Source organism: Nonomuraea sp. NPDC052116 (genome assembly GCF_040680035.1).
Taxonomy (GTDB): domain Bacteria; phylum Actinomycetota; class Actinomycetes; order Streptosporangiales; family Streptosporangiaceae; genus Nonomuraea; species Nonomuraea angiospora_A.
This window is the reverse complement of record NZ_JBFAWA010000022.1, coordinates 20,239-39,034: the sequence shown is the minus strand read 5'-3', so window position 1 is coordinate 39,034 and position 18,796 is coordinate 20,239. Positions and strand designations below refer to the sequence as shown.

The window sequence follows — 18,796 nt, the reverse complement described above, 5'->3', positions numbered from 1 at the left end:
GGAAGCGGGCACAAGCGCGCTCGAAGGGAGCGGTTATTTCCTCGGGCGGGTGCTTTCGCGCACGATCAGCCGCCCCTCCAGGGTGAGCCGCCGCCCCGCACCCGCATTTCCCAGTGCGAAACGGATCGCCTCCACCCCCGCCTGCGCCAGCGGAAGCGCGACGGTCGTCAATCGCGGCGTCACATCCCCGGCGAGCGGAATATCGTCGATGCCCGTCACGGAAACGTCCTCGGGAACCGCCAGCCCGGCGGCGCGAAATCCCGACATCGCGCCGATGGCGACGGTGTCGTTGACCGCGAGAACCGCGTCCGTGCCGGACATCCCCTCCCCCGCCAGCCGCCGCGCCGCGTCGAATCCGCCCTGGCGGCTGACTTCGCAATAAACGATCCGGATATCCCGCTCGGCAAGGCCCCCGGCGCGAAGTCCGGCCATGAAACCGGCCGTACGCGAGCCCATGTTGCGAAGCTCGCGAGCGCCACCGAATATCGCCACCCGCCGGTGCCCGGTTTCCGCCACGAATGCGCCCGCCGAGCGCCCGGCCGCGAAATCGTCGAATCCGATCGCGTCGAAAGTCATGTCCGTCTCGCCGACGATGACGACCCGGCCGCCCTCCCGTTCGTACGAACCGAGCTCCTTCAGCAGCCGCCCGCCGAGCGCGTTCGCCATGAACCGGCTGGAGGTCAGCACCAGCGCGCGCGGCCGCAGCGAGCGCAGCACCCGGACCGTCTCGAGCTGCCGCTCGACCGCTCCCATGGTGGACGAGACGGTGACGAACGCGCCGGCCGTACGGGCTTCGCGTTCCATCGCGGCCACGACCACGGCCATGGACGGCGTCGTGAGGTCGTCGGCGACGAGCGCGATCGAGTCGCTCGCCCGGCGCATCGCCCTGGCCGAGGCGTCCACCGTGTACCGCAGGGCCGCCGCCGCGGCCAGCACGCGGGCCTCGTTCTCGGGCGCCACCTTGCGCGTGCTGCCGCCCAGGACCCTGGACGCGGTGGAGATCGAGACTCCGGCCGCCGCGGCCACGTCGTGCAGCGTGACCGTGGGCCTCGCCGCATGGGGCATCCGCAGTGTCCTTTCCGACGGTGAACAGACCGGTTTAGAAGAGTACCCGTACCGGATCGGCGGGCCTGCTCACCCGCCAGGCGCATCGTCCGTAAGGCCGAGAGTGTCATGGGTTCGGGATGACCCGTGTCATGGGGACCCGGTGACACGGCTCATGGGGACCCGGTGACACAGCGGACTAACCTCACGAGCCCGGCTCAATCATGCTGACGACCATGACATCCCTCCGATTCAGGACACTGCTATCGACCGTGGGCCGTGCCAGGCGGCTGGCCCTCGCGACCGGGATGGGGGCCGTGCTCGCCGCGGCGACCCTCACCGCACCGGCCGCCGCGCAGACGACGAGCGCCACCGGGACGAGCCAGGACGGCGGGCTGGACCGGCAGGCGCTCCGGAAGTCCCTGGACGCCGTCCACGAGGCGGGCATGTACGGCATCTACTCGCAGGTTCGCGACCAGGGCCAGACCTGGCAGGGCGCGTCCGGCGTGGCCGATGTCGACACGCGCCGCCCCGTACGGCCCGACATGGTGCACCGGGTGGGCAGCATCACCAAGACGTTCGTCTCGGTGGCCATCCTCCAGCAGGTGGCGCGCGGCGCCATCGACCTGGACGCCCCGATCGGCCGCTACCTCCCCGACCTGGTCCCGGGTGACCGCGGCCAGCGGATCACCGTACGGATGCTGCTCAACCACACCAGCCACATCGGCGACTACATCGGCTTGGCGTTCCCGTCGCTGCTGGAGGGCTCGGGCAAGAGCCTGGACGACAACCGCTTCCGCACGTTCACCCCGAAGGAACTGGTCGGGATGGGCCTGGCCGCCGCCCCGACCGGCGAGCCCGGGGCGATCCCCGGGTCGTACTCGAACACCAACTACATCCTGGCCGGCCTGCTCCTGGAGAAGGTGACGGGCACGGACGCCGAGCGGTACGTCACCCGCAACGTCATCCGCAAGGCGGGCCTGCGGCACACGTCGTTCCCGCGCACCCCGGTCATCCCGGGGCCGCACTCCAAGGCGTACGAGTCGCTGTTCGGCCTGATCGACCCGCCGCGCGACTACAGCGTCTACAACATGTCGTGGGGCGGGACGGCAGGCGCGATCGTGTCCACGATGGACGACCTCAACCGCTTCTACCGCGCGCTGCTGCGCGGCGAGCTGGTCGGCGCCGCGCAGGTCGCCGAGATGCAGAAGACGGTGACGGTGCTGGCCGGCGGGGCCGCGATCAACTACGGCCTCGGCCTCTACTCCCTCGACCTGCCGTGCGGCCGCTTCTGGGGTCACGACGGGGGCGTGTTCGGGATGATCACGCAGTCACTGTCCAGCCCGGACGGCAGCCGCCAGCTGTCCTTCGGGATGAACCTGGCGAAGTACCAGCGGATCGACGAGAACGGCGAGATCGTCCCGAGCCCGATCGACTTCGCCCTGGTCGACCACCTGTTCCTGTCCCTGTGCGGGACCACCGCGCCCCAGGCCAAGTCCTCCCGGCTCCCGCTCACCCCGTTCCCGGCGGACAGGCTCGCTGCCGCGGCCCGTTGATCACCTGGCAGGTGTGCTGCCCATCACTCTCGTAGTGCGGATTTGTCCACAGTTGATCGCATGGATTCTCCGTAATGTCCCTGCTGCCGGATCAACCGGTGCACGACAAACGGGGAGGAACCCAATGCGTAAGACTCTCGCGATCGCGGCTCTGGCCGGTTCGATGGCTGTCACCGGCCTCGCCATGAGCCCGGTCGCCGCCCAGGCCGCCACCGCCACCACGGCTGCCGGCACCACTTCGACGGGGACGAGCTGGGGGAAGTTCTTCTCCAGTGACCGCAAGGCCTACACGTTCGGCAAGACGTGGAAGAGCGGCCACGTGGTCCACACGAAGTGGTACGGCGTGGACAAGGTCGGCGGCAAGAAGGGCTGGGTGTGGTTCGAGTTCTACCAGAACGGCAGCTGGCACAAGTTCAACCGCTCGTTCGACGGCAAGGTGGTCGGGAACTGGAGCGGCAAGGGGATCAAGAAGGTCTACACGTTCACCTGCTGGGCCGGCAAGTTCGACAACTGCGGCCGCAAGTACCGCATCTACTAAGCCGCCTGATCTCCTGACCCACCTCGTCTCCACACGCGGTCCCCAGGCCCGGCGCCCCGCGCGCCGGGCCTTTCCGCGCTTCGTCGGTCAACGGGCGGGCGCTCGGTCGCCGCAGCTGCGTTAGGGCCTGGCTCACCGCCGCCGGTCAGAGGGACCGCGCCAACTCGGCTGCCCGTGCCAGATGCCCGGCTTTGACGGCGGCCCAGTGATCGGGGTCGCCATCGCGCAGCACCGAACCCCCGAACACGACGAACTCGCTCGCCTTCGCCCGCTCGCCGATCCGGTCGGTGAGCATGGTCGTCCTCATCGCCTGGTGGCAACCCGACGCGTCGAGCTCGGCGACGCTGTACCCGGCCGTGCACAGGACGAGCGCCTGCCGAGCCGCGCGCATGCCTGCGGGCTTGTACGCGAACCCCGTCGTCCACACGCGGTCGAACCAGCCCTTGAGCCGCGCCGGGCAGTCCGTCCACCACACCGGATAGATGAACACCCACACGTCGGCGGCATTGAGCCTGGCCTGCTCAGCGGCGACGTCATCGGGGACGCGCGCGTCAGCGCGGTGGCCGGACTCGCGCTCGTACTCCTCCAAGGTGAGCTCCGAGCGGAACTCCATCGCGTAGAGGTCCGAGACCGTACGCGGGTGGCCGGCGTCGTCGAGCCCGCCCAGGAACGCGTCGAGAACCTCGCGCGTGAAGCTTCGCTCGCTCGGATGCGCGTAGACGATGTGGACGTGAGTCACGCACCTATTCTCGTGCGCTCGCGCAACTCCTGGATCCTCCGGGATCCATCACCCGGTGAAGGCCTCTCGGAGGAACGCGGCGATCTCCGCCCGCGCGGCCTTCGCCTGCGGCACCAGGCCCGGCATGCTGAGGAACGCGTGCGTCGCTCCGGGATGTTCGGTGAGCCGCGCGGGCGTCCCGGCCGCCCGCAGCCGTTCGGCGTAGCAGCGGCCGTGGTCGGCCACCGGATCGATGGTCGGCACCACCACGAGTGCCGGGGCCAGCCCGCCGAGGTCGCCGGCGTACAGCGGCGACACCGTACGAGGATCCGATCCGGGCGGAACGGCGAGCCGCTGGAACAGCCGCATCTGCGTCATGGTGAGGCCCGGGCCATGGGCGTGTCGGTGCATGGAGGCGTGGTCGAACCCCGCCGAGGTCAGGTCGACAGCGGCGTTGACCAGCACCTGCGCCCGCAGGGGCAGGCCGGACTCCCTGGCCCGGATCGCGGCCAGGGCAGTGACCAACGAGCCGGTGCTCTCACCGAAGACGGCGACCCGTGCCGGGTCGACTCCCCACTGCCCGGCGTGCCGCACCACGTGCCGGAGCACGTCCCAGCCGTCGTCGACGGCCGCCGACAGCGGGGTCTCCTGGTCGAGGAGGCGGTGCTCGACCGAGACGACGACCGCGGGCAGCCGCGCGGCGAGGTGGCTGTTGACCCAGTCGCTCTGCACCGCCGTGCCCACGAACCCGCCTCCGTGCACGTGGAGCACCAGAGGCAAGCCGGCCTGCCCGCCCGAGGGCCGGTGGACCCGGACCCGGAGCCTGCGGTCGTGCAGCGCCACCTCCTGCCACTGGATCGTGGCGCCGCGGTCCGGAAATCCGGTGATCAGCCGGGCCAGGCGGGACGACCGCTTGCGGTTCACCGCATCGCGCAAGACGACCAGTTCCTCGGCCGTCATCGCCAACCAGTCCGGCTCCTTTCCCAGGGCATGCATCAACCGGATGCCCAGCGGCGACCGCTCCGTTGCGGTGACCTCGCTCATGTGTCCTCCCCAGCCCGCTAGTTTCGCTACCTCAAGTATCGATACCAAGAGTAGCGCAATTGGCTTTTGCGTGGGCAGGACCTGATTGAGCGCATCCGCCAGCCCGGTTCGCCTGGGCGGGGTGCCGCCTGCGCTTCACCGCCGCAGTTCGGGCGCCACGTATTCGAAGGTGGGGCCGGCGGTGGTGCCGTCTTCGTCGGGCATCCGCATCAGGGCCTGGGCCTGGCCCTTGAGCGCGTACATGGTGCCGGTGGCGGCCCCGAGCTGCTTCGGGCTGCCGTTGAAGGCCTGCTCGAGCCGGCTCAGCAGGGTGCAGTAGGTACGGTTGAACTCTTCCTGCGCGGCCCTGATCGCGCTGCCCGGCTCGTGGTCGGACAGCCGCGGGTTGCGCCGCATCGGGGGTACGCCGGTCAGGTTCACGTCGTCGACGACCCGGCGGACGAGGCCACCGGCATCGGCCCGATGGCCTCCGAGCAGCACCGGCGACGACCAAGCCGTGGAGATCGCCAACAGCACGACGTACGGGCTCACCGGCGCCGTGTTCGGCCGCCACGGCCTCGAGGAGTATCTCGAGACCAAGTCCATCCAGAGCTGACCAGCGGAGATCTCCCGGTACTGTTACCTGCCGCCGGTCTGCCCTCGCTGCTCAAGGGGTAGGCGGCAGGTGGCAGCCGAAGGGGGCGATGGCGGTGAAGGAGCTGGAGCAGGCGGCGGCGGTGTTCGCCGGTGTGCGACCACGCCTGTTCGGGATCGCGTACCGGATGCTGGCCAGCGTCACCGAAGCGGAAGACCTGGTCCAGGACGTCTGGCTGCGCTGGCAGGCCTACGACCGCGCCACGGTCGACGACCCCGCCGCCTTCCTGGCCACCACGACCACCCGGCTGGCGATCAACGCCATGCAATCCGCCCGCGTCCGCCGCGAGACCTATCTCGGCCCCTGGCTGCCCGAACCCGTCGACACCGGCGCCGACCCCTACCTCGGCGCCGAGCGCGCCGAAGCCCTGGAGTTCGCCGTCCTGCTCCTCCTGGAACGGCTCTCCCCCACCGAACGCGCCGCCTACGTGCTACGAGAGGCGTTCGACTACCCCTACCGGCAGATCGCCGACATCCTCGAACTCAACGAACCCGCCATACGCCAGCTCGTCAGCCGAGCCCGCAAACGCGTCCTCGTCGCCCGCCGCACCCCCGTGACCCAAGCCGAACAACGCCGCCTCCTCATCGCCTTCGTCGCCGCCGCCCGCTCCGGCGACATGACCGCGTTGGAAGAGCTCTTCGCCGCGGACGTGATCAGCTACTCCGACGGCGGCGGGGCCGTCCGCGCCTCCCGGTTCCCCGTGGCGGGCGCGGAGCGGGTGGCGAAGTACGTGAGGGCGTTCGCGAGCCGGTTCTGGGCCGGGGTCGAGGTGGCCTGGGCGAGCACGAACGGCCAGACCTCAGCGCTGCTGAGCCGCGACGGACAGGTGTTCACGGTCGTCACCGTCAACGCCTCGGACCAGGGCATCGACCAGGTGCTGTGGATGATGAACCCCGCCAAGCTCACCGCGGTGTCCACCAGCGCGGAAGGTCACGACTCGGCGGGGGTGGACAGCCGCGGGCCCTGACCACGCGTCCCGGCGGCCGCGGTCGTGATCGAGACGGCGACCAGCAGCACGCAGAGGGCCGTGATCGCCGCGACCACGGCGGCCACCCCGATCCAGGGCGCCGCGAGCGGCAGCAGCAGGACGGCGGCGACGCAGCCCAGGACCGCGGCGGGATAGATGACGGGCTCGGCGGCGACCAGCGCGTGCGCGGCCCACAGCAGCGCGAGATACGCACCGACCGGGATGGCGACAGCGTAGCCGAGTGCCTGCGGCGACGCCGCGACCGCGTGCCCGCTCTGCTCCACCGCCACCTCCAGCCCCGCGCCGAGGGCCGCCAGTGCCGCGAAGATGCCGTAGTGGCCGTACCCCCACAGGTACGAGCGATGCCGGCGGTCACTGAGCCCCTCCCCCGCCTCGATGAGGAAGTACAGCCACCAAAGCGCGAACAGCAGCACGAGCCCGCAACCGGCGATGACGACGAAGGCCCCCCTGATCTGGCCCGCTTCGAGCGCTCCCTCGACTCCCCTGCTCGCGGCCAGCACGCTCTCACCGAGCAGAATGATCGTGAACAGGCCGTAGCGCTCGGCGATGTGGTGCGGGTGCCAGGTGGTGGGCCTGGCCCGTTCGGCCCACCGCGGCACCGAGAGTTCCAGTACGTCCAGGAAGACAAGGACCAGCAGCCCGGCGAAGGAGGGCAGCAGGCCCAGCTCCGCGAACAGGTAGCGCAGCGCCCAGCCCGCCGTCACGAGGCTGATGCCGGCGGCGTAGCGCAGCGCGGTGCGTCGGCGGGCCGGGTCTTCGAGACCGGCTCGCAGCCATTGGGCGACGAGCCCGATCCTCATGATGACGTAGCCGAGGGTGATGATGCCGTAGTCGGAGTGGCTGAACGCGGCGGGCACGCCGGCGGCGAGGGTCAGCACACCGGCCATCTGCACCATCGTCAGCAGCCGGTAGGCGACATCGTCGGTGTCGTAGGACGAGGCGAACCAGGTGAAGTTCATCCACGCCCACCAGATCGCGAAGAACACCTGGAGGAACGGGACCAGTGCGGCGAGGCCGTGACCGTCGGCGAGGTTGTGCGCGAGCTGGGCGGTGACGGCGGCGACCGCGACCACGAAGGTGAGGTCGAACAGCAGCTCGAGCTGGCTCGAAGCGCGGTGCGGCTCGTCGATGGGGCGGGCGCTCATCCGGACCCGAAGGCGGATGGTGGTGCCGGTGGGTGGCAAGGTCTCGCTCCTGTCGCTGCGCAACGTCCGGTCCGTCTGTAAGACAGGGCGGCAGCCCGGTCTGTGACAACTCGGCACGACACAGTTGAGCGTTGACTTGGCCACCGGCGCCTGCGACTCGCCCCACCCGCGTCACGGCTGTCGGCCGGTACCCGCAGCAGGCCGAGCCGGATCGGAGCACTGAGCGCGGCCATCACCTCGGTCAGGCCGATCTCGCCCAGCCGGCAAGCATCGTGGGGCCGACATGGGGTAACGACCGATCGAACAATTACGCGGTCAATCGACCGGGCTGATCCTTTTGGCAGGGTGGGTGTCAGTCGGCCAACCTACGTCGTACGCCGCCTCGCCACACCTCCTCGATGGCCCGGGACGCCGTGATGTCCGTGGTCGGGTCGCCGTTCACGAGCAGCAGGTCGGCACGGAGGCCAGGGGCGATGCGGCCCCGGTCCGTCAGGCCGAAGAGGCGGGCCGTGGTGCCGGTCGCCGCCGCGAGCGCCTGCTCCGCCGTCCAGCCCGCCTCCGTCAGCAGGAGCAGCTCGTGGTGCAGGCCCGCCCCGTGCACCGGCCCGAACGGGGTGCAGTCCGTGCCCGCCAGCACCGGCACCCCCGCGCGCCGCAGGGCCGTGGCCGCGTGCGAGGCGTTGATGACGCCCTGGGAGTGCATGGGGATGTCCGCCCACTCCCGGCCGAACGTGGCCTTCGAGCGGTCCGACATGCGCGCGGCGATCCGCGGGTCCCGCAGCAGTTCCCGGCCGTTCGGGTCGCCGGTGACGGCCTCGATGTAGGTGATCGTGCTGATCACGAACGCGTCGTACGCGGCGACCCTGGCCGCCATGTCCTCGGACTGCTCCTCGTTCACGTCGGAGTACAGGTGCGCCAGCCCGTCGGCGCCCGCGTCCAGGGCGATGAGCGCCTCCCTGGCGGTGACCGTGTGCGCGATGACCCGCAGGCCGGCGGCGTGCCCGGCCTCGACCAGGACGGCGGCGAGCTCGGGGCCGAGGGCGGGCAGCCGCATCCCGGACGACCCGCCGTCGTCGATGGCGATCTTGAGGTAGTCGACGCCCTCGGCCAGCCGCGCCTCCACGAACGCCTTGGCCTCGCCCGAGTCGGCCACCGTGTCGAGGGTGCGGTCCGTGCCGAGGGCCTTGAGCACGTCCGCGGTCATGATCTGGGTCGGGTGCCCATGCGGGGCGGTGGCGATCATGCTGGAGCTGCGGATGTCGGCCACGTCGTCGCGTTCGGCGGCCTGGTGGCGCTGAGCGGCGAGGAGCGGCGGCAGGTTGTTCATGTCGAGCTCGGTGGTGACGCCGAACGTCAGCGCCTCGGCCAGGTCGCCCTCGAACGCGTGCGTGTGCGCGTCGATCAGGCCCGGCAGCAGGGTCTTTCCAGCGCCGTCGATCACGGTGTCCACGTGGCCGACGACCGCGCCGATACGGTCGCCGCCGATGGCGACCGTGACGATGCGGTCGCCGTCGATCACCACGTCGGCCGCCGGCACGGTCCGCTCGCCGTCGAAGACCCGGACACCACGGATCAGGGTACGCATACTTCTCCCCCAGATAATTCGACATCTAACTAGATCTGCCTCGAATAGTACGGCCTCGAACTACATGGAAGCAAGCACGCGAACGGCCCGCGCCCAACAGGACGCGGGCCGTAAAGAATCACGACCTCAGTGCGAGAACGCCTGGAACTCGGCCGCCCTCACCTGCTCCCGCTGCGGGCTGGCCGTGGCGCAGTCCGTCGCGGAGTTCGGATCCTGGTCCTGCTCACCGGCGTACAGCGGATTGCCGGTGCACTGCGTGCTGAGCACCCGGAACATCAGATGCGTCGCACTCGTGGCCCGCACGTCGAACGACTTGAAGATCATGTCGGCGCCCCGGGGACGCGGCAGCCCCGACTTGAAGGCGTCCGCGGGGCTGGTGTAGATCTTCGTGAAGTTCGCCGGGTCGGTGCAGCCCGAACCGCAGGCCAGCACCTCGAACGAGCGCACGCTGGAGAAGCGGTTCTGCCCGCCGGGGTCGGCCGCGTCGTTGACGTTGGGCCGCAGCATCGCGCTCACCTGCACGCGGCGGACCTTGACCGGCGCGTCGCCCGCCAGGTCCACGACGACCGACTTGCCGGCGGGCGCGCCGGTGAGCGAGGCCCAGTTCGTGGCCTCGGTCTCGTCGATCAGCTTGGTCTGGTTGACGCCGTCGCCCGTGGCCGTCGCGCCGCCCGCCGCCGAGGCGAGGTTGCGGGTCAGCGGCAGCGGGAGCGGCAACTGCACGCCGCCCACCACCACGAACTTCAGCCGCGTGTGCCCGAACCCGTTGCCCGCCACGATGAACGAGTACACGCCGGGCGTCATCTCCACCGTGTCGCCCAGCGGCGTCGCCGGGTCGGTGTCGGCGACCGGGACCGCGCGGCCCTCGTAGTCGCCCACGTACAGCCGCAGCGCCGCACCCTTCGCCTCACCCAGCGGCTTGAGCTGCAGCGAGCCGTTCTTGCCCGCGGGGTTGACGAAGCTCGGCGTCGGGTCGGCGTCGTTCGCGCCGGTACTGGCCGCGCCCTTGCCCAGACCGTGCTCGGCGAACGCGCGCCACATGATGTCCTGGTTCTTGCCGCCGAACCGCATCGCGTCGGCCGCCAGCAGCGCGTCGCGGTGGTCGACGTAGCTGACCGCGCCCGAGGCCATCAGCAGCAGGGCGTCGAACGACAGCTGCGCCCAGCGCCGGTTGCCCGGGCACCGCTCGACCGGTGTCTGCCCGTCCGCGCAGGCCCGCTGCTGCCTGGCCGTGCCATCGCCGTACCGCTTGACGAACGCCGCGCGCACGTCGAACTGGGTCGCCGACCAGATCTCGCCGTCCGCGTGCACCTGCTGGCCGACGATGTCGTACGCGACGTCGCTGTAGTTCAGCGGCGACTTGGACATGTCGTAGTTCCTGATGCCGCGTTCCTTGTCCCCGGTCACGTAGCCGCCGGTCACGTACGGGGTCAGGCCCGAGGGGCGGAAGCCGTACTCGAAGAGGTGCTCCATCGCGAACAGGTCGGAGGTGCTCTCGTTCATGGCCCCGGCCTGGGCGCCGCTCCAGCCGGCGTTCGGGCCGCCGATCATGCGGCCGGAGATCGCGTGCGTGTATTCGTGGCCGATGACCGACATGTCGTAGTCGCCGTCCACGCAGGGCGAGTAGAACGAGCCGGCGATCGGCTGCCACAGGTACATGTTCGTGATCGGCGCGAGCCCGTCAGGGCCGGTGATCTGGTTGGCGTTGTCGCGCACGGACAGCACCCGCGCGCCGGCCTGCGCGTTCCCCTGCTCGGCGTCGCCGCCGAGGCCGCCGCGGGCGCCGTTGTCCGCCTGCATGTTCCAGGCGGTCTCGGTGAAGCCGAGCCGATACGACCAGTCGTGCATCCTGTTGTGCATCGCGTTCAGGTTGGCGATGGCGGCTTCCAGGTCGGCCTCGCCGTCCTGGTCGAACACCGCCGGGTCGCACTTGGACTCGTGCCAGGTGTTCTTCCACGGGAAGAGGTAGTTCCTGCTCGGGGTGAGCACGTTCGTGCGGGTCCCGACGGAGAACGGGTCGCCGTTCGCCCGGTTCTCGGTCGTCTTGGTCGCGTTGCCGGCGCTGGTGTTCGTCGAGGCGTCCGTGGTGTGGTCGACGTCCCACGCCTTGCCGGTCGCCGGGTCGCCGCCGGTCACGTAGTCGCAGCCGGGGCCCGCCGCGAAGCACCAGGTCTGGCGGGTGTCGCGGGAGGAGTAGTCGTCGCGCGGGTTCGCCGGGAAGGCCTTCCAGCGCGGGTTCTCGGGGTCGAAGTGGTCGACCAGGTTCTCCCGTACGAGGATGGCGCCGCTGACGGCGTCCACGTGCGTCGTGAACCCCGCCGCCTCGCCGCTCGAGCCGCCGATCAGGACCACCTGGTACGCGCTGTGCACCCCGTCGGGAGCGGGCACCGCCACCGGCGTCGCCTGCTTGGTGGCCGCCGTGGCCAGGTCGATGCCGCCGTCCCTGGCCGCGATCTCCAGCGCCTGCTGCGCGGTGATCGTCGCGGCCGGCGGCGCCTCCGTCTCGCGGGACAGCGAGGAGGTGACGTGCCTGATCTGGCCGTTCACCACGCCGACCGCGACGAGGCCGTCCACGCCGGCCGGCAGGTCGCCGAAGCGCTGGCGCAGCAGCACGGCGTGACCCGCGCCGACGGGGTTGACCGCGACCCGCTCCAGCGCGTCCACCGCCTGCGCGGACAGGCCGAAGACGGCGGGGTTGTTCTTGAGGTACGTGCGGGCGGCCTGCTCGGGATCGGACCCGAGTCCTTCGGCCAGCGGTTCGGCGCTGGTGACGGCCGCGGGGGTGCCGAGAGCGTTCCAGCGGATCTCGGCCGCCGACCCGGCGCTGCGGGCGTTCAGCCCGGCGGGCGGGGCGACCCTGCCCTGCCGGTTGTCCACGTCCGGCTTGCCGTGCTCTTCGGCCTGGAAGTCATGGACGGGGGCCTGCCCGCCGGGTTCGCCCCGGGCGGGCCCTGCGAGGGGTAGTGCCGACGCGGCGAGCGCGACGGCGACGAGTGCACTGCGTAACCAGGACAACGGTTCCCTCCTGCGTCTCAGGGATGCGCGAATTGCACGCATCCCGCAAGAGGTAACACCGAGTCCGGGGGCTGGCAAGATCTCAGTGCGGGACCGGTGGCCAGCGCCTCGGCGGACCATAGAGCCGTTCTCAAAACGACGCCCTTACATGGCATGAGGGGTTGAGCCCGCCGTGCCCGGCGCAGTTCCCGCACTGATCATTCAACCTGTCGTCGTGGACCCGCCGCAACCGGATTTACCGGCTCGCGAACAGCGACGCGTACACCGGCCGCCCGTGCTCGGTGACCACCTGACCGGCCAGCCCGTCGCCGGTCACGGTGGACAGCCGCAGGTCGAGGTAGCGCTCCTCCTCGACCATGCGCACGTCGCCGGCCGGCGCGGGCAGCCAGGAGGCCACCTCTGCCTGACGGGCTGCCCGGTCGAGCGCCAGCTCCGCGCGCAGCTCGGCCAGGCTGCCCGCCTCGTACGGCTCCGCGTGGGCCCGCTCGGGCTCGGCCCGCCAGGCGGCGACCCCGTACGCGAAGCAGACCAGCGCCATCCACATCTCGGCGAAGTACACCGGACCGGGCGCCAACTCCAGCCCCGCGAACCTGTCACCCACGAAGAACAGCGCGCCGAGCTGCCCCGGCAGCAGCTCCAGCCGGCCCTGGAACTGGGTCAGCGTCGCCCGCTTGCGCGACAGGATCTGCTCCAGGTGCCCGCGCGACGGCAGCCCGCACGCGGCGTTGAGCTCGGAGATGTCCGGCCACAGCTTGGCGTAGTCGTGGTGCCCGCGCAGCTCCAGCGCCTTGGCCCGCAGCTCGACCGGCAGCACGAAGAACCACTGGTCGCGGCCCTCCAGGTAGCCGCCCTGACTGGCCTGGACGCAGCAGGCGTCGTCGAACCGCCTCGTCTGCCCGGCACCCATCAGCGCCGCCGAGCACAGGGCGTGGTTCTGGGCGGCGTCCTGGATGTAGCCGATGTGCAGCGGCACGATCGCCACACCCTCGCGGGCACCGTTGAGCAGCTCGACCTGGCCGTACCCGACGACCCGCTCGAGCTTCAGCCCGGAGCGGGGCGGCACGATGCCGGGCCGCTCAGGGCCCCAGATCGGCACCATGGTCAGCGCCCCGGCGCGCTGCGGCGCGCCCGCGCGGTAGCCGCGCAGGTCGAGCGGCGCGGGCAGGAGCGTCTCGAGTGCGGTCATGTGCGTCCTCCTTCCAGTCGGCTCAGCATGGCCGTACGGATCCAGTCACGGCCGGGCGCGCAGTGGCCGAACAGCCACGGCAGCAGCCCGGCGAAGTCGTCCTGATGCCAGAACGGCCGGCGCGGCAGCTGCGGCGCCGGGTCGCGCAGGGTCAGGTCGTCGCCGGCGGTGAACGTGGCCTGGCAGAGCACCACCGGAGTGGTGACGCCCGCGCGGGGCAGCGTGGCCGCCACCCTGGCCAGGTCGCCCGGCAGGACGTTCTCGTAGCCGTCGGTCACGATCACCACCAGGTCGGGGCGGGTGTCCAGGGCGTCGAGCAGCCGGGTCGCCAGGTCGGTCGCGCCATCGACCGTCGCGCCATCGACGGTCTCGCCCGCCGTGAGGCGTTCACGGACCTCGGGGGCCTCGGCGGCCTCGATCACCGTGAGGCGCTCGCAAACCTCACCCGTCTCGACCACCGTGAGGCGCTCACAGACCTCGGCCAGGACCAGCCTCAGCGCCGCGGCCTGCGACATGACCGCCCACTCGCGGTCGCCGTACCCGCGCATGGAGCCCGACGTGTCGAGCACCACGGCCACGTGGCCGGCCAGGCGCGGCAGCCCGCGCGTCGCCTCGGCAACGTAGCCCGCCAGCGCGGGCCGCAGCTCGGCGGCCGGCCCACCCCGGTAGAGGTGCACCAGCGTCGCGGCGATGTCGCCCCGGTTGGTCGGCGTCACGACCGGCGGGCGCTCCCCGACCTGGTCGAGCGGCGCCGGCGGCTCCTGCGGGGCCTCCGCGCCGTACGTGCCGGGCGCGTAGAGCGCGCGCACCCGCCCGATCGCCGCGGCCGGGTCGGAGGTGAAGCGCAGCAGGCTCCTGCGCAGCCGTCCGGAGCCGGTGTCGCCCTCCGCGATCAGGCGGGCGCACCCGCGCGCGGTCGCCTTGCCGAGCGCGTGCTCGAAGCAGTCGACCAGCGCCGGCCGGCGCGCCTCGATGAGCGCGTCGGCCTCCGGGTGCTCCAGGACGAACGCGACGACGGCCCGCGTGGCGTGCTTGTGGTTGACGCGCAGCCGCCGCAGCGCCAGGAGCGCGGTGACGGCGTACGCCGGCGGAAGGCCGAACATGAGCGCCCTCGTGACCTTGGCCAGGGTCGCGCGGGTGCGCTCGTCCAGGCCGTCCTGCGAGGCGGCCAGCGTGCACAGCAGCACGCGGGCCCGCTGCCAGGGGAGCACACCGGGCACCAGCGCCAGCAGCGCGTATCCCTCGGGGTCGCTCAGCCGGGCAGTGCGGTGGAGCTCCGCGTCGTCCCAGGCCAGATCGCCGCCCCTGGACAGGACCAAAGGGGCGTCGTACGTCCTGAAATGCTGGAGAAGAGTCGGGGTGTCCACGAGATCGAGATTAAGGAATCCGGCCCGCCGGGCGACACCTATTTTTGCCGGGTACGTTTCTTCCCGGCCTTCCCAGCCGGAGAGATATGCGCCCCGGCGTCAAGTGCTTTTTCGCAGACCGCCAATTCCGCGTCGGTGTAGGCCAGCAAATAGACGGTTTCGACGTGCCGGGGGCGGCCGTCGGTCAGGTGGGCGACAATGGCCGTCAGCATGCTCTGGACCGTGGACTCGACGTCGGCCGCCGCCTCGCCGGTCCCGAAGATGGGAAACACGATCGAGGCGGCCCGCCGCCCGCCGTCGGTGATCTCCTCGGCTCGCAGGAACACGTTGCGCACGCACGTACCCAGATTGTCCACCCGGCGGTACCCGACGCCGGCGGCCCCGTGGACGGCGGCGGCGTGCACGATCCCCATGACGCCGTTGCGCTCGCCGAGCTGGTGCGCCCCGGTCACGATGGCGGTCCCCGGCTCCACGGGCACGTTGGCGCCCACCCGCCGGCCGAGCTCGTCGGCCACGCAGTCCTCGACCACCCGCTCGGTCAGGGGGTCGCGCCGCGCGCCCTCGTACCGGATGACGGCGGAGATCGACCGCTCGTGGAACCTGGACATCTGCATGTCGGTGTTCTCGGAGTTCACCCAGACGTCCACGTCCTTGACGTTGCGCAGGTCGCCGGTGATCAGCACGAGCCGCCGGGAGGGCCGGCCGTGGACCGTGTACTCGTACGTGCGCGTCTCCTCGATGGGCCGCGGCTGCCGCATCTTGGCATGCGTGTCGATCTGCTCCCGCAGCGCGCGGATCTCCTTCCGGTATTCGTCGGCCCGGCCCGCGGTGCGCAGGGAACGCAGCCCGTACCACCAGATGAACGCCCACAACCCGACGGCGCCCGTCATGGTGGCACCCTTGATCTCGGCGGAGAATTGGCTCTGCGGGAAGAATGAGAACAGCAGCGTGACGGGAAAGAGGGCGAGCAGGGTCCAGGAGATCATGTGCACCCGCTCGTTTCCGCCGTCCGGCGCGCGCCACTGCCAGGCGAAGGCACCGAGACCGAGGACGAGACTGAACACCGCCGTAAGCAGAACAACGGGATCGGCCTTCATTCGCTCTCCCATCCGAAAAAAACGGGACGCGATTATCAGGCTAATACGTCAGCGAAGCTGACCGGGGTAGGTGGGCCGAGAAACCACCCACCCGTTGCCCGACTGGATGGTGGGCCTGCTGACACCCACCCTGACCCCAAAGGACCTCGCTCCGCTCGGACTGCCCTCCCAGGGGCGCGCCTGACGGCGCACCCGCGCCTGAACGGCGCCATCGAACCCACCCGTTGACCTGCGAAGCGGTGGGCCGCCTGATGCCCACCCCGGACCGGGTGCCTTCCGAGGCAGGTCGGCCGATGGCGCGTCGTTTATTCGCCAACCGGGGCGACATTGATCGCCTTTACCCGACCACCCGTTCGCTGCAGGGCGCACCGCATTAGTACTCCAGTGACACTTCGCGGTCACGGGTGGGATCTGCGCTGGTAGTGGCAGCGTCGAGCGGTGGCTTGATGGCGGCGGCTCCACTGTGACCAGTGCAGGACCTGGTCTGTGGTGCGGGAACGGGCCAAGATGAGGATGGCTGGCAGCCTACGGATCTCGGGCATGGCCCAGCGCGCCGGCAGACCGGCATCCAGCGCCTCGGCGATGATCTCGGTCGCCAGAGCGGGCTTGGTGGCGAAGGTGGCCTCGGCGGGCACTCCGGCCTTGGCGCACCGGCCGGGGTCGGCCGGCCAGGAGCGTTCCGGCAAGTAGAGCCGCCGGTCCACCAGCGCCCGCCCGCAGCCTGTGGCGTAGGCCAGGAACACGCCGACCTGACTGTTTTCAATCCGTCCCGCGGTGCCGGTGTATTGCCGCTGCACCCCGGCCGAGCCGGTGCCCTTTTTGAGAAAGCCGGTCTCGTCCACGATCGGCACACCGTCCTGGCCGAGCTGTTCGGATGACATGGCCGCGCACGTCATCACGCAGGGCATCAGCGTCCCAGCACGCGGTGCGCAGCAGGCGTTGCATGGCCTGAGGGCCGGTCAATCCGGCGCGTCGGCCCGCTACCTCACGAGACCGTTCGGTTCTCCAGCTCATCCAGGAATCGCTCCACGATGCCGGTATGCCGCACGTCCTCCTCCAATGACTCCCCAATAATGCGGCCCGCCAGGTCGGTCGACAGACGGCCGATCTCCGTGCGGATTTGGGCGAACGCCGCCTGTCTGTCGGCCTCGATCTGGGCGTGCGCCGCCCCGATGAGGTGGCGAGCCTCGGCCTGCGCCTGCGCACGGAGCTCAGCCCTGATCTGCGCGCCCTGCTCGCGGGCCTCCTCCCGCAGCAGTGCCGCTTCGCGCCGGGCCTCTTCCAGCAGCTCGTGGTATTGCCGCTGCAGATTCCGGACCTCGGCTTGGGCCTCCTCTGCCCTCATGATTCCGCCGTCAATCGCGTCGGCCCGCTCGGCTAGCGTCTTCTGCAAGCGTGGTACCAGCAATTTGCCGACGACGAACAGAGTGATGAGGAACGTGACGAGTCCGATAACGGGCTCGTAGTAGTTGTCCGGGAAGAGGGGGTTCACGAATAGACCTTTCGTCGGCGTGGTCGTCAGAGCCCACGCGCAGCGAATTGCCGACGTACATCGAGGTCAGCATCACGAAAAGGAGCACATGTAAAAACTAAATTAACATCTCGAAGGCAGTGAAGAAAGCGTTGCGATCGCGCCGATTACATCCATGCTGAAGCCGATGGGTATCCTCACTGCGGGGAACGAACAGCGCACCCCGCTGAGGTTTAATCGAAGAGACAGCAAGCGAAGAGATTGGCCCGGGACCGCTCAATATTTGGCAGTAATGCGTCGGAGTTGGTGGGTTCAACCGTGATTCGTCGGCGGTGCTGAACACTTGACCCGCGTTCCACGGATGTGCCTGCGCCTGGGTCCACGGCAGCGCGTGCCCAGCCCGGGACCAAAGTGGCGAGGTCGCTGGCCAGTTCTCGCCATGCCGGGCACGCAACTCCGGGCCCCGGTGCAGGACGGGTGAAAAGGGCTGGCGGCCGAGTCGAGCGCAGCGCTCGCCGCCCAATTACAGGCGTGATCGCGAAGTGCCACTGGAGTACTGGGAGTCCGGTGAGCGCTCCAATGCCGTTTAGATAGCGATCTTTCTGGTTGCGTCTTTCGGTGATCTTCCCCAGGCGATGCAGGCAGTTCGGGGCGGTTGACGGATCTGGGCACTGTTGGCGCGCTGACCTCGCTGATCCCTCGCCAGGTCCTGGACGCGGCCATCACCACGCACGTGTGCGGGGAGCGTCGCGTTCGCAAGCTCCCTGCACACGTGGTCGTCCACCTGCTGATCGCGTTTGTGTACCCCGGTTCAGATCACCAGGGCGTCGTGCAGACCGCCCGGCTGCCGGGGACTCCCGCCGGGGCGCCGCAGGCGCGGAACTTCAGGTTCGGGTCGCTCGACGTGCGCGCGGCCGGCGTTATGACGATCTCGCCGTCCCAGCGCGCCTCGAACGGCCCGCAGTACCCCCACGTCCTGCCGCCGTCGGTGGTCACGTCCAGCGTGACCCAGTCGCCCTTCTTGGCCCCGGAGAGCTGGGCCCAGCCGTGCTGGATGCCCTGGATGTAGCCGGACATGACGTTGAACTGGGGACGCCCGTTGGCGCCGCCCCACCGCACCATCCGTACGGACTGCGGGTTGTTTCCGGTGTAGTGCCACCACCCGCCGCAGTCGATCGGCCCTGCCGCCGCCCGCGCCCCCGTCGCCGCCGTCGTGCCCGTGGTCGTCGCCGCCCCCGCCGCGGCCGGGGCGGTCAGGAGCGCCCCCGTGACGACGGCCGCCGAAGCCACGACCAGGCCGAGTTGCCTTCCACGCATGTGTGTTCCCCTCCGTGTCGAACCGGGTCCCCCTTGCACAGACACGTTAGGAAACGGACCTGTCGTGGCGTTGTCGTGCCGTTGTCGTCGC

15 protein-coding genes and 2 pseudogenes are annotated in these 18,796 nt (G+C 70.4%); 4 read left to right on the top strand and 13 right to left on the bottom strand.

The window, feature by feature from the left end:
* Nucleotides 1-33 precede the first annotated feature (33 nt).
* Nucleotides 34-1,026 carry a LacI family DNA-binding transcriptional regulator gene (locus tag AB0L65_RS36185; protein WP_364254829.1) on the bottom strand — a complete coding sequence of 331 codons (993 nt, stop codon included), beginning with the start codon at nt 1,024-1,026 and terminating at the stop codon, nt 34-36.
* Between the two features lie 254 nt (nt 1,027-1,280).
* Here AB0L65_RS36185 and AB0L65_RS36180 point away from each other — a divergent pair, with 254 nt between their 5' ends.
* Together AB0L65_RS36180 and AB0L65_RS36175 are read left to right on the top strand one after the other, a co-directional pair.
* On the top strand, nt 1,281-2,600 hold the full coding sequence (locus tag AB0L65_RS36180) for a serine hydrolase domain-containing protein (protein ID WP_364254826.1): 1,320 nt from the start codon (nt 1,281-1,283) through the stop codon (nt 2,598-2,600).
* A 124-nt stretch (nt 2,601-2,724) separates the two neighbouring features.
* A complete protein-coding gene (locus AB0L65_RS36175) occupies nt 2,725-3,138 on the top strand; it encodes a hypothetical protein (protein ID WP_364254823.1) in 414 nt (137 codons plus the stop codon).
* Between the two features lie 145 nt (nt 3,139-3,283).
* Here the strand turns inward: AB0L65_RS36175 and AB0L65_RS36170 are convergent, their stop codons facing one another.
* From AB0L65_RS36170 to AB0L65_RS36160, 3 genes are all read right to left on the bottom strand, one after another.
* On the bottom strand, nt 3,284-3,877 hold the full coding sequence (locus tag AB0L65_RS36170) for an NAD(P)H-dependent oxidoreductase (protein WP_364254820.1): 594 nt from the start codon (nt 3,875-3,877) through the stop codon (nt 3,284-3,286).
* Nucleotides 3,878-3,925: 48 nt separating this feature from the next.
* Nucleotides 3,926-4,900 (bottom strand): alpha/beta hydrolase, encoded by a 975-nt coding sequence (locus tag AB0L65_RS36165; RefSeq protein WP_364254817.1) that lies wholly within the window; start codon nt 4,898-4,900, stop codon nt 3,926-3,928.
* A gap of 135 nt (nt 4,901-5,035) precedes the next feature.
* Entirely contained in the window at nt 5,036-5,380 is a 345-nt protein-coding gene (locus AB0L65_RS36160) for a hypothetical protein (RefSeq protein WP_364254814.1), read from the bottom strand.
* Nucleotides 5,381-5,583: 203 nt separating this feature from the next.
* On the opposite strand from AB0L65_RS36160, the gene AB0L65_RS36155 reads away from it, so the two are divergent.
* Nucleotides 5,584-6,501 carry an RNA polymerase sigma-70 factor gene (locus AB0L65_RS36155; RefSeq protein ID WP_364254812.1) on the top strand — a complete coding sequence of 306 codons (918 nt, stop codon included), beginning with the start codon at nt 5,584-5,586 and terminating at the stop codon, nt 6,499-6,501.
* Here AB0L65_RS36155 and AB0L65_RS36150 read toward each other — a convergent pair.
* The 8 genes and pseudogenes from AB0L65_RS36150 to AB0L65_RS36115 form a co-directional block, all read right to left on the bottom strand.
* Complete coding sequence (locus AB0L65_RS36150; protein ID WP_364254810.1) at nt 6,465-7,706, bottom strand: low temperature requirement protein A; 1,242 nt, start codon at nt 7,704-7,706, stop codon at nt 6,465-6,467. The genes AB0L65_RS36155 and AB0L65_RS36150 overlap by 37 nt on opposite strands.
* 313 nt (nt 7,707-8,019) lie before the next feature.
* A complete protein-coding gene (locus AB0L65_RS36145; RefSeq protein ID WP_364254807.1) occupies nt 8,020-9,252 on the bottom strand; it encodes an amidohydrolase family protein in 1,233 nt (410 codons plus the stop codon).
* A gap of 126 nt (nt 9,253-9,378) precedes the next feature.
* Nucleotides 9,379-12,267 (bottom strand): M36 family metallopeptidase, encoded by a 2,889-nt coding sequence (locus AB0L65_RS36140; RefSeq protein WP_364254804.1) that lies wholly within the window; start codon nt 12,265-12,267, stop codon nt 9,379-9,381.
* Between the two features lie 235 nt (nt 12,268-12,502).
* Complete coding sequence (locus AB0L65_RS36135) at nt 12,503-13,453, bottom strand: DUF6569 family protein (RefSeq protein WP_364254801.1); 951 nt, start codon at nt 13,451-13,453, stop codon at nt 12,503-12,505.
* Nucleotides 13,450-14,820: a vWA domain-containing protein gene (locus AB0L65_RS36130; protein WP_364254799.1), complete on the bottom strand. Its 1,371-nt coding sequence runs from the start codon at nt 14,818-14,820 to the stop codon at nt 13,450-13,452. Before AB0L65_RS36130 ends, AB0L65_RS36135 begins: the two co-directional genes overlap by 4 nt.
* A gap of 38 nt (nt 14,821-14,858) precedes the next feature.
* The gene (locus tag AB0L65_RS36125) at nt 14,859-15,884 is read right to left on the bottom strand and encodes a hypothetical protein (RefSeq protein WP_364254796.1); all 1,026 of its coding nucleotides are present in this window, start codon (nt 15,882-15,884) and stop codon (nt 14,859-14,861) included.
* Nucleotides 15,885-16,486: 602 nt separating this feature from the next.
* Nucleotides 16,487-16,862: pseudogene (locus AB0L65_RS36120) on the bottom strand (transposase); the annotation flags it as partial.
* Between the two features lie 40 nt (nt 16,863-16,902).
* Entirely contained in the window at nt 16,903-17,409 is a 507-nt protein-coding gene (locus AB0L65_RS36115) for a F0F1 ATP synthase subunit B (protein WP_364254793.1), read from the bottom strand.
* A 634-nt stretch (nt 17,410-18,043) separates the two neighbouring features.
* Here AB0L65_RS36115 and AB0L65_RS36110 point away from each other — a divergent pair.
* Nucleotides 18,044-18,178 (top strand): annotated as a pseudogene (locus AB0L65_RS36110) (transposase domain-containing protein); the annotation flags it as partial.
* Nucleotides 18,179-18,204: 26 nt separating this feature from the next.
* Here AB0L65_RS36110 and AB0L65_RS36105 read toward each other — a convergent pair.
* The gene (locus AB0L65_RS36105) at nt 18,205-18,705 is read right to left on the bottom strand and encodes a hypothetical protein (RefSeq protein WP_364255282.1); all 501 of its coding nucleotides are present in this window, start codon (nt 18,703-18,705) and stop codon (nt 18,205-18,207) included.
* Nucleotides 18,706-18,796 lie beyond the last annotated feature (91 nt).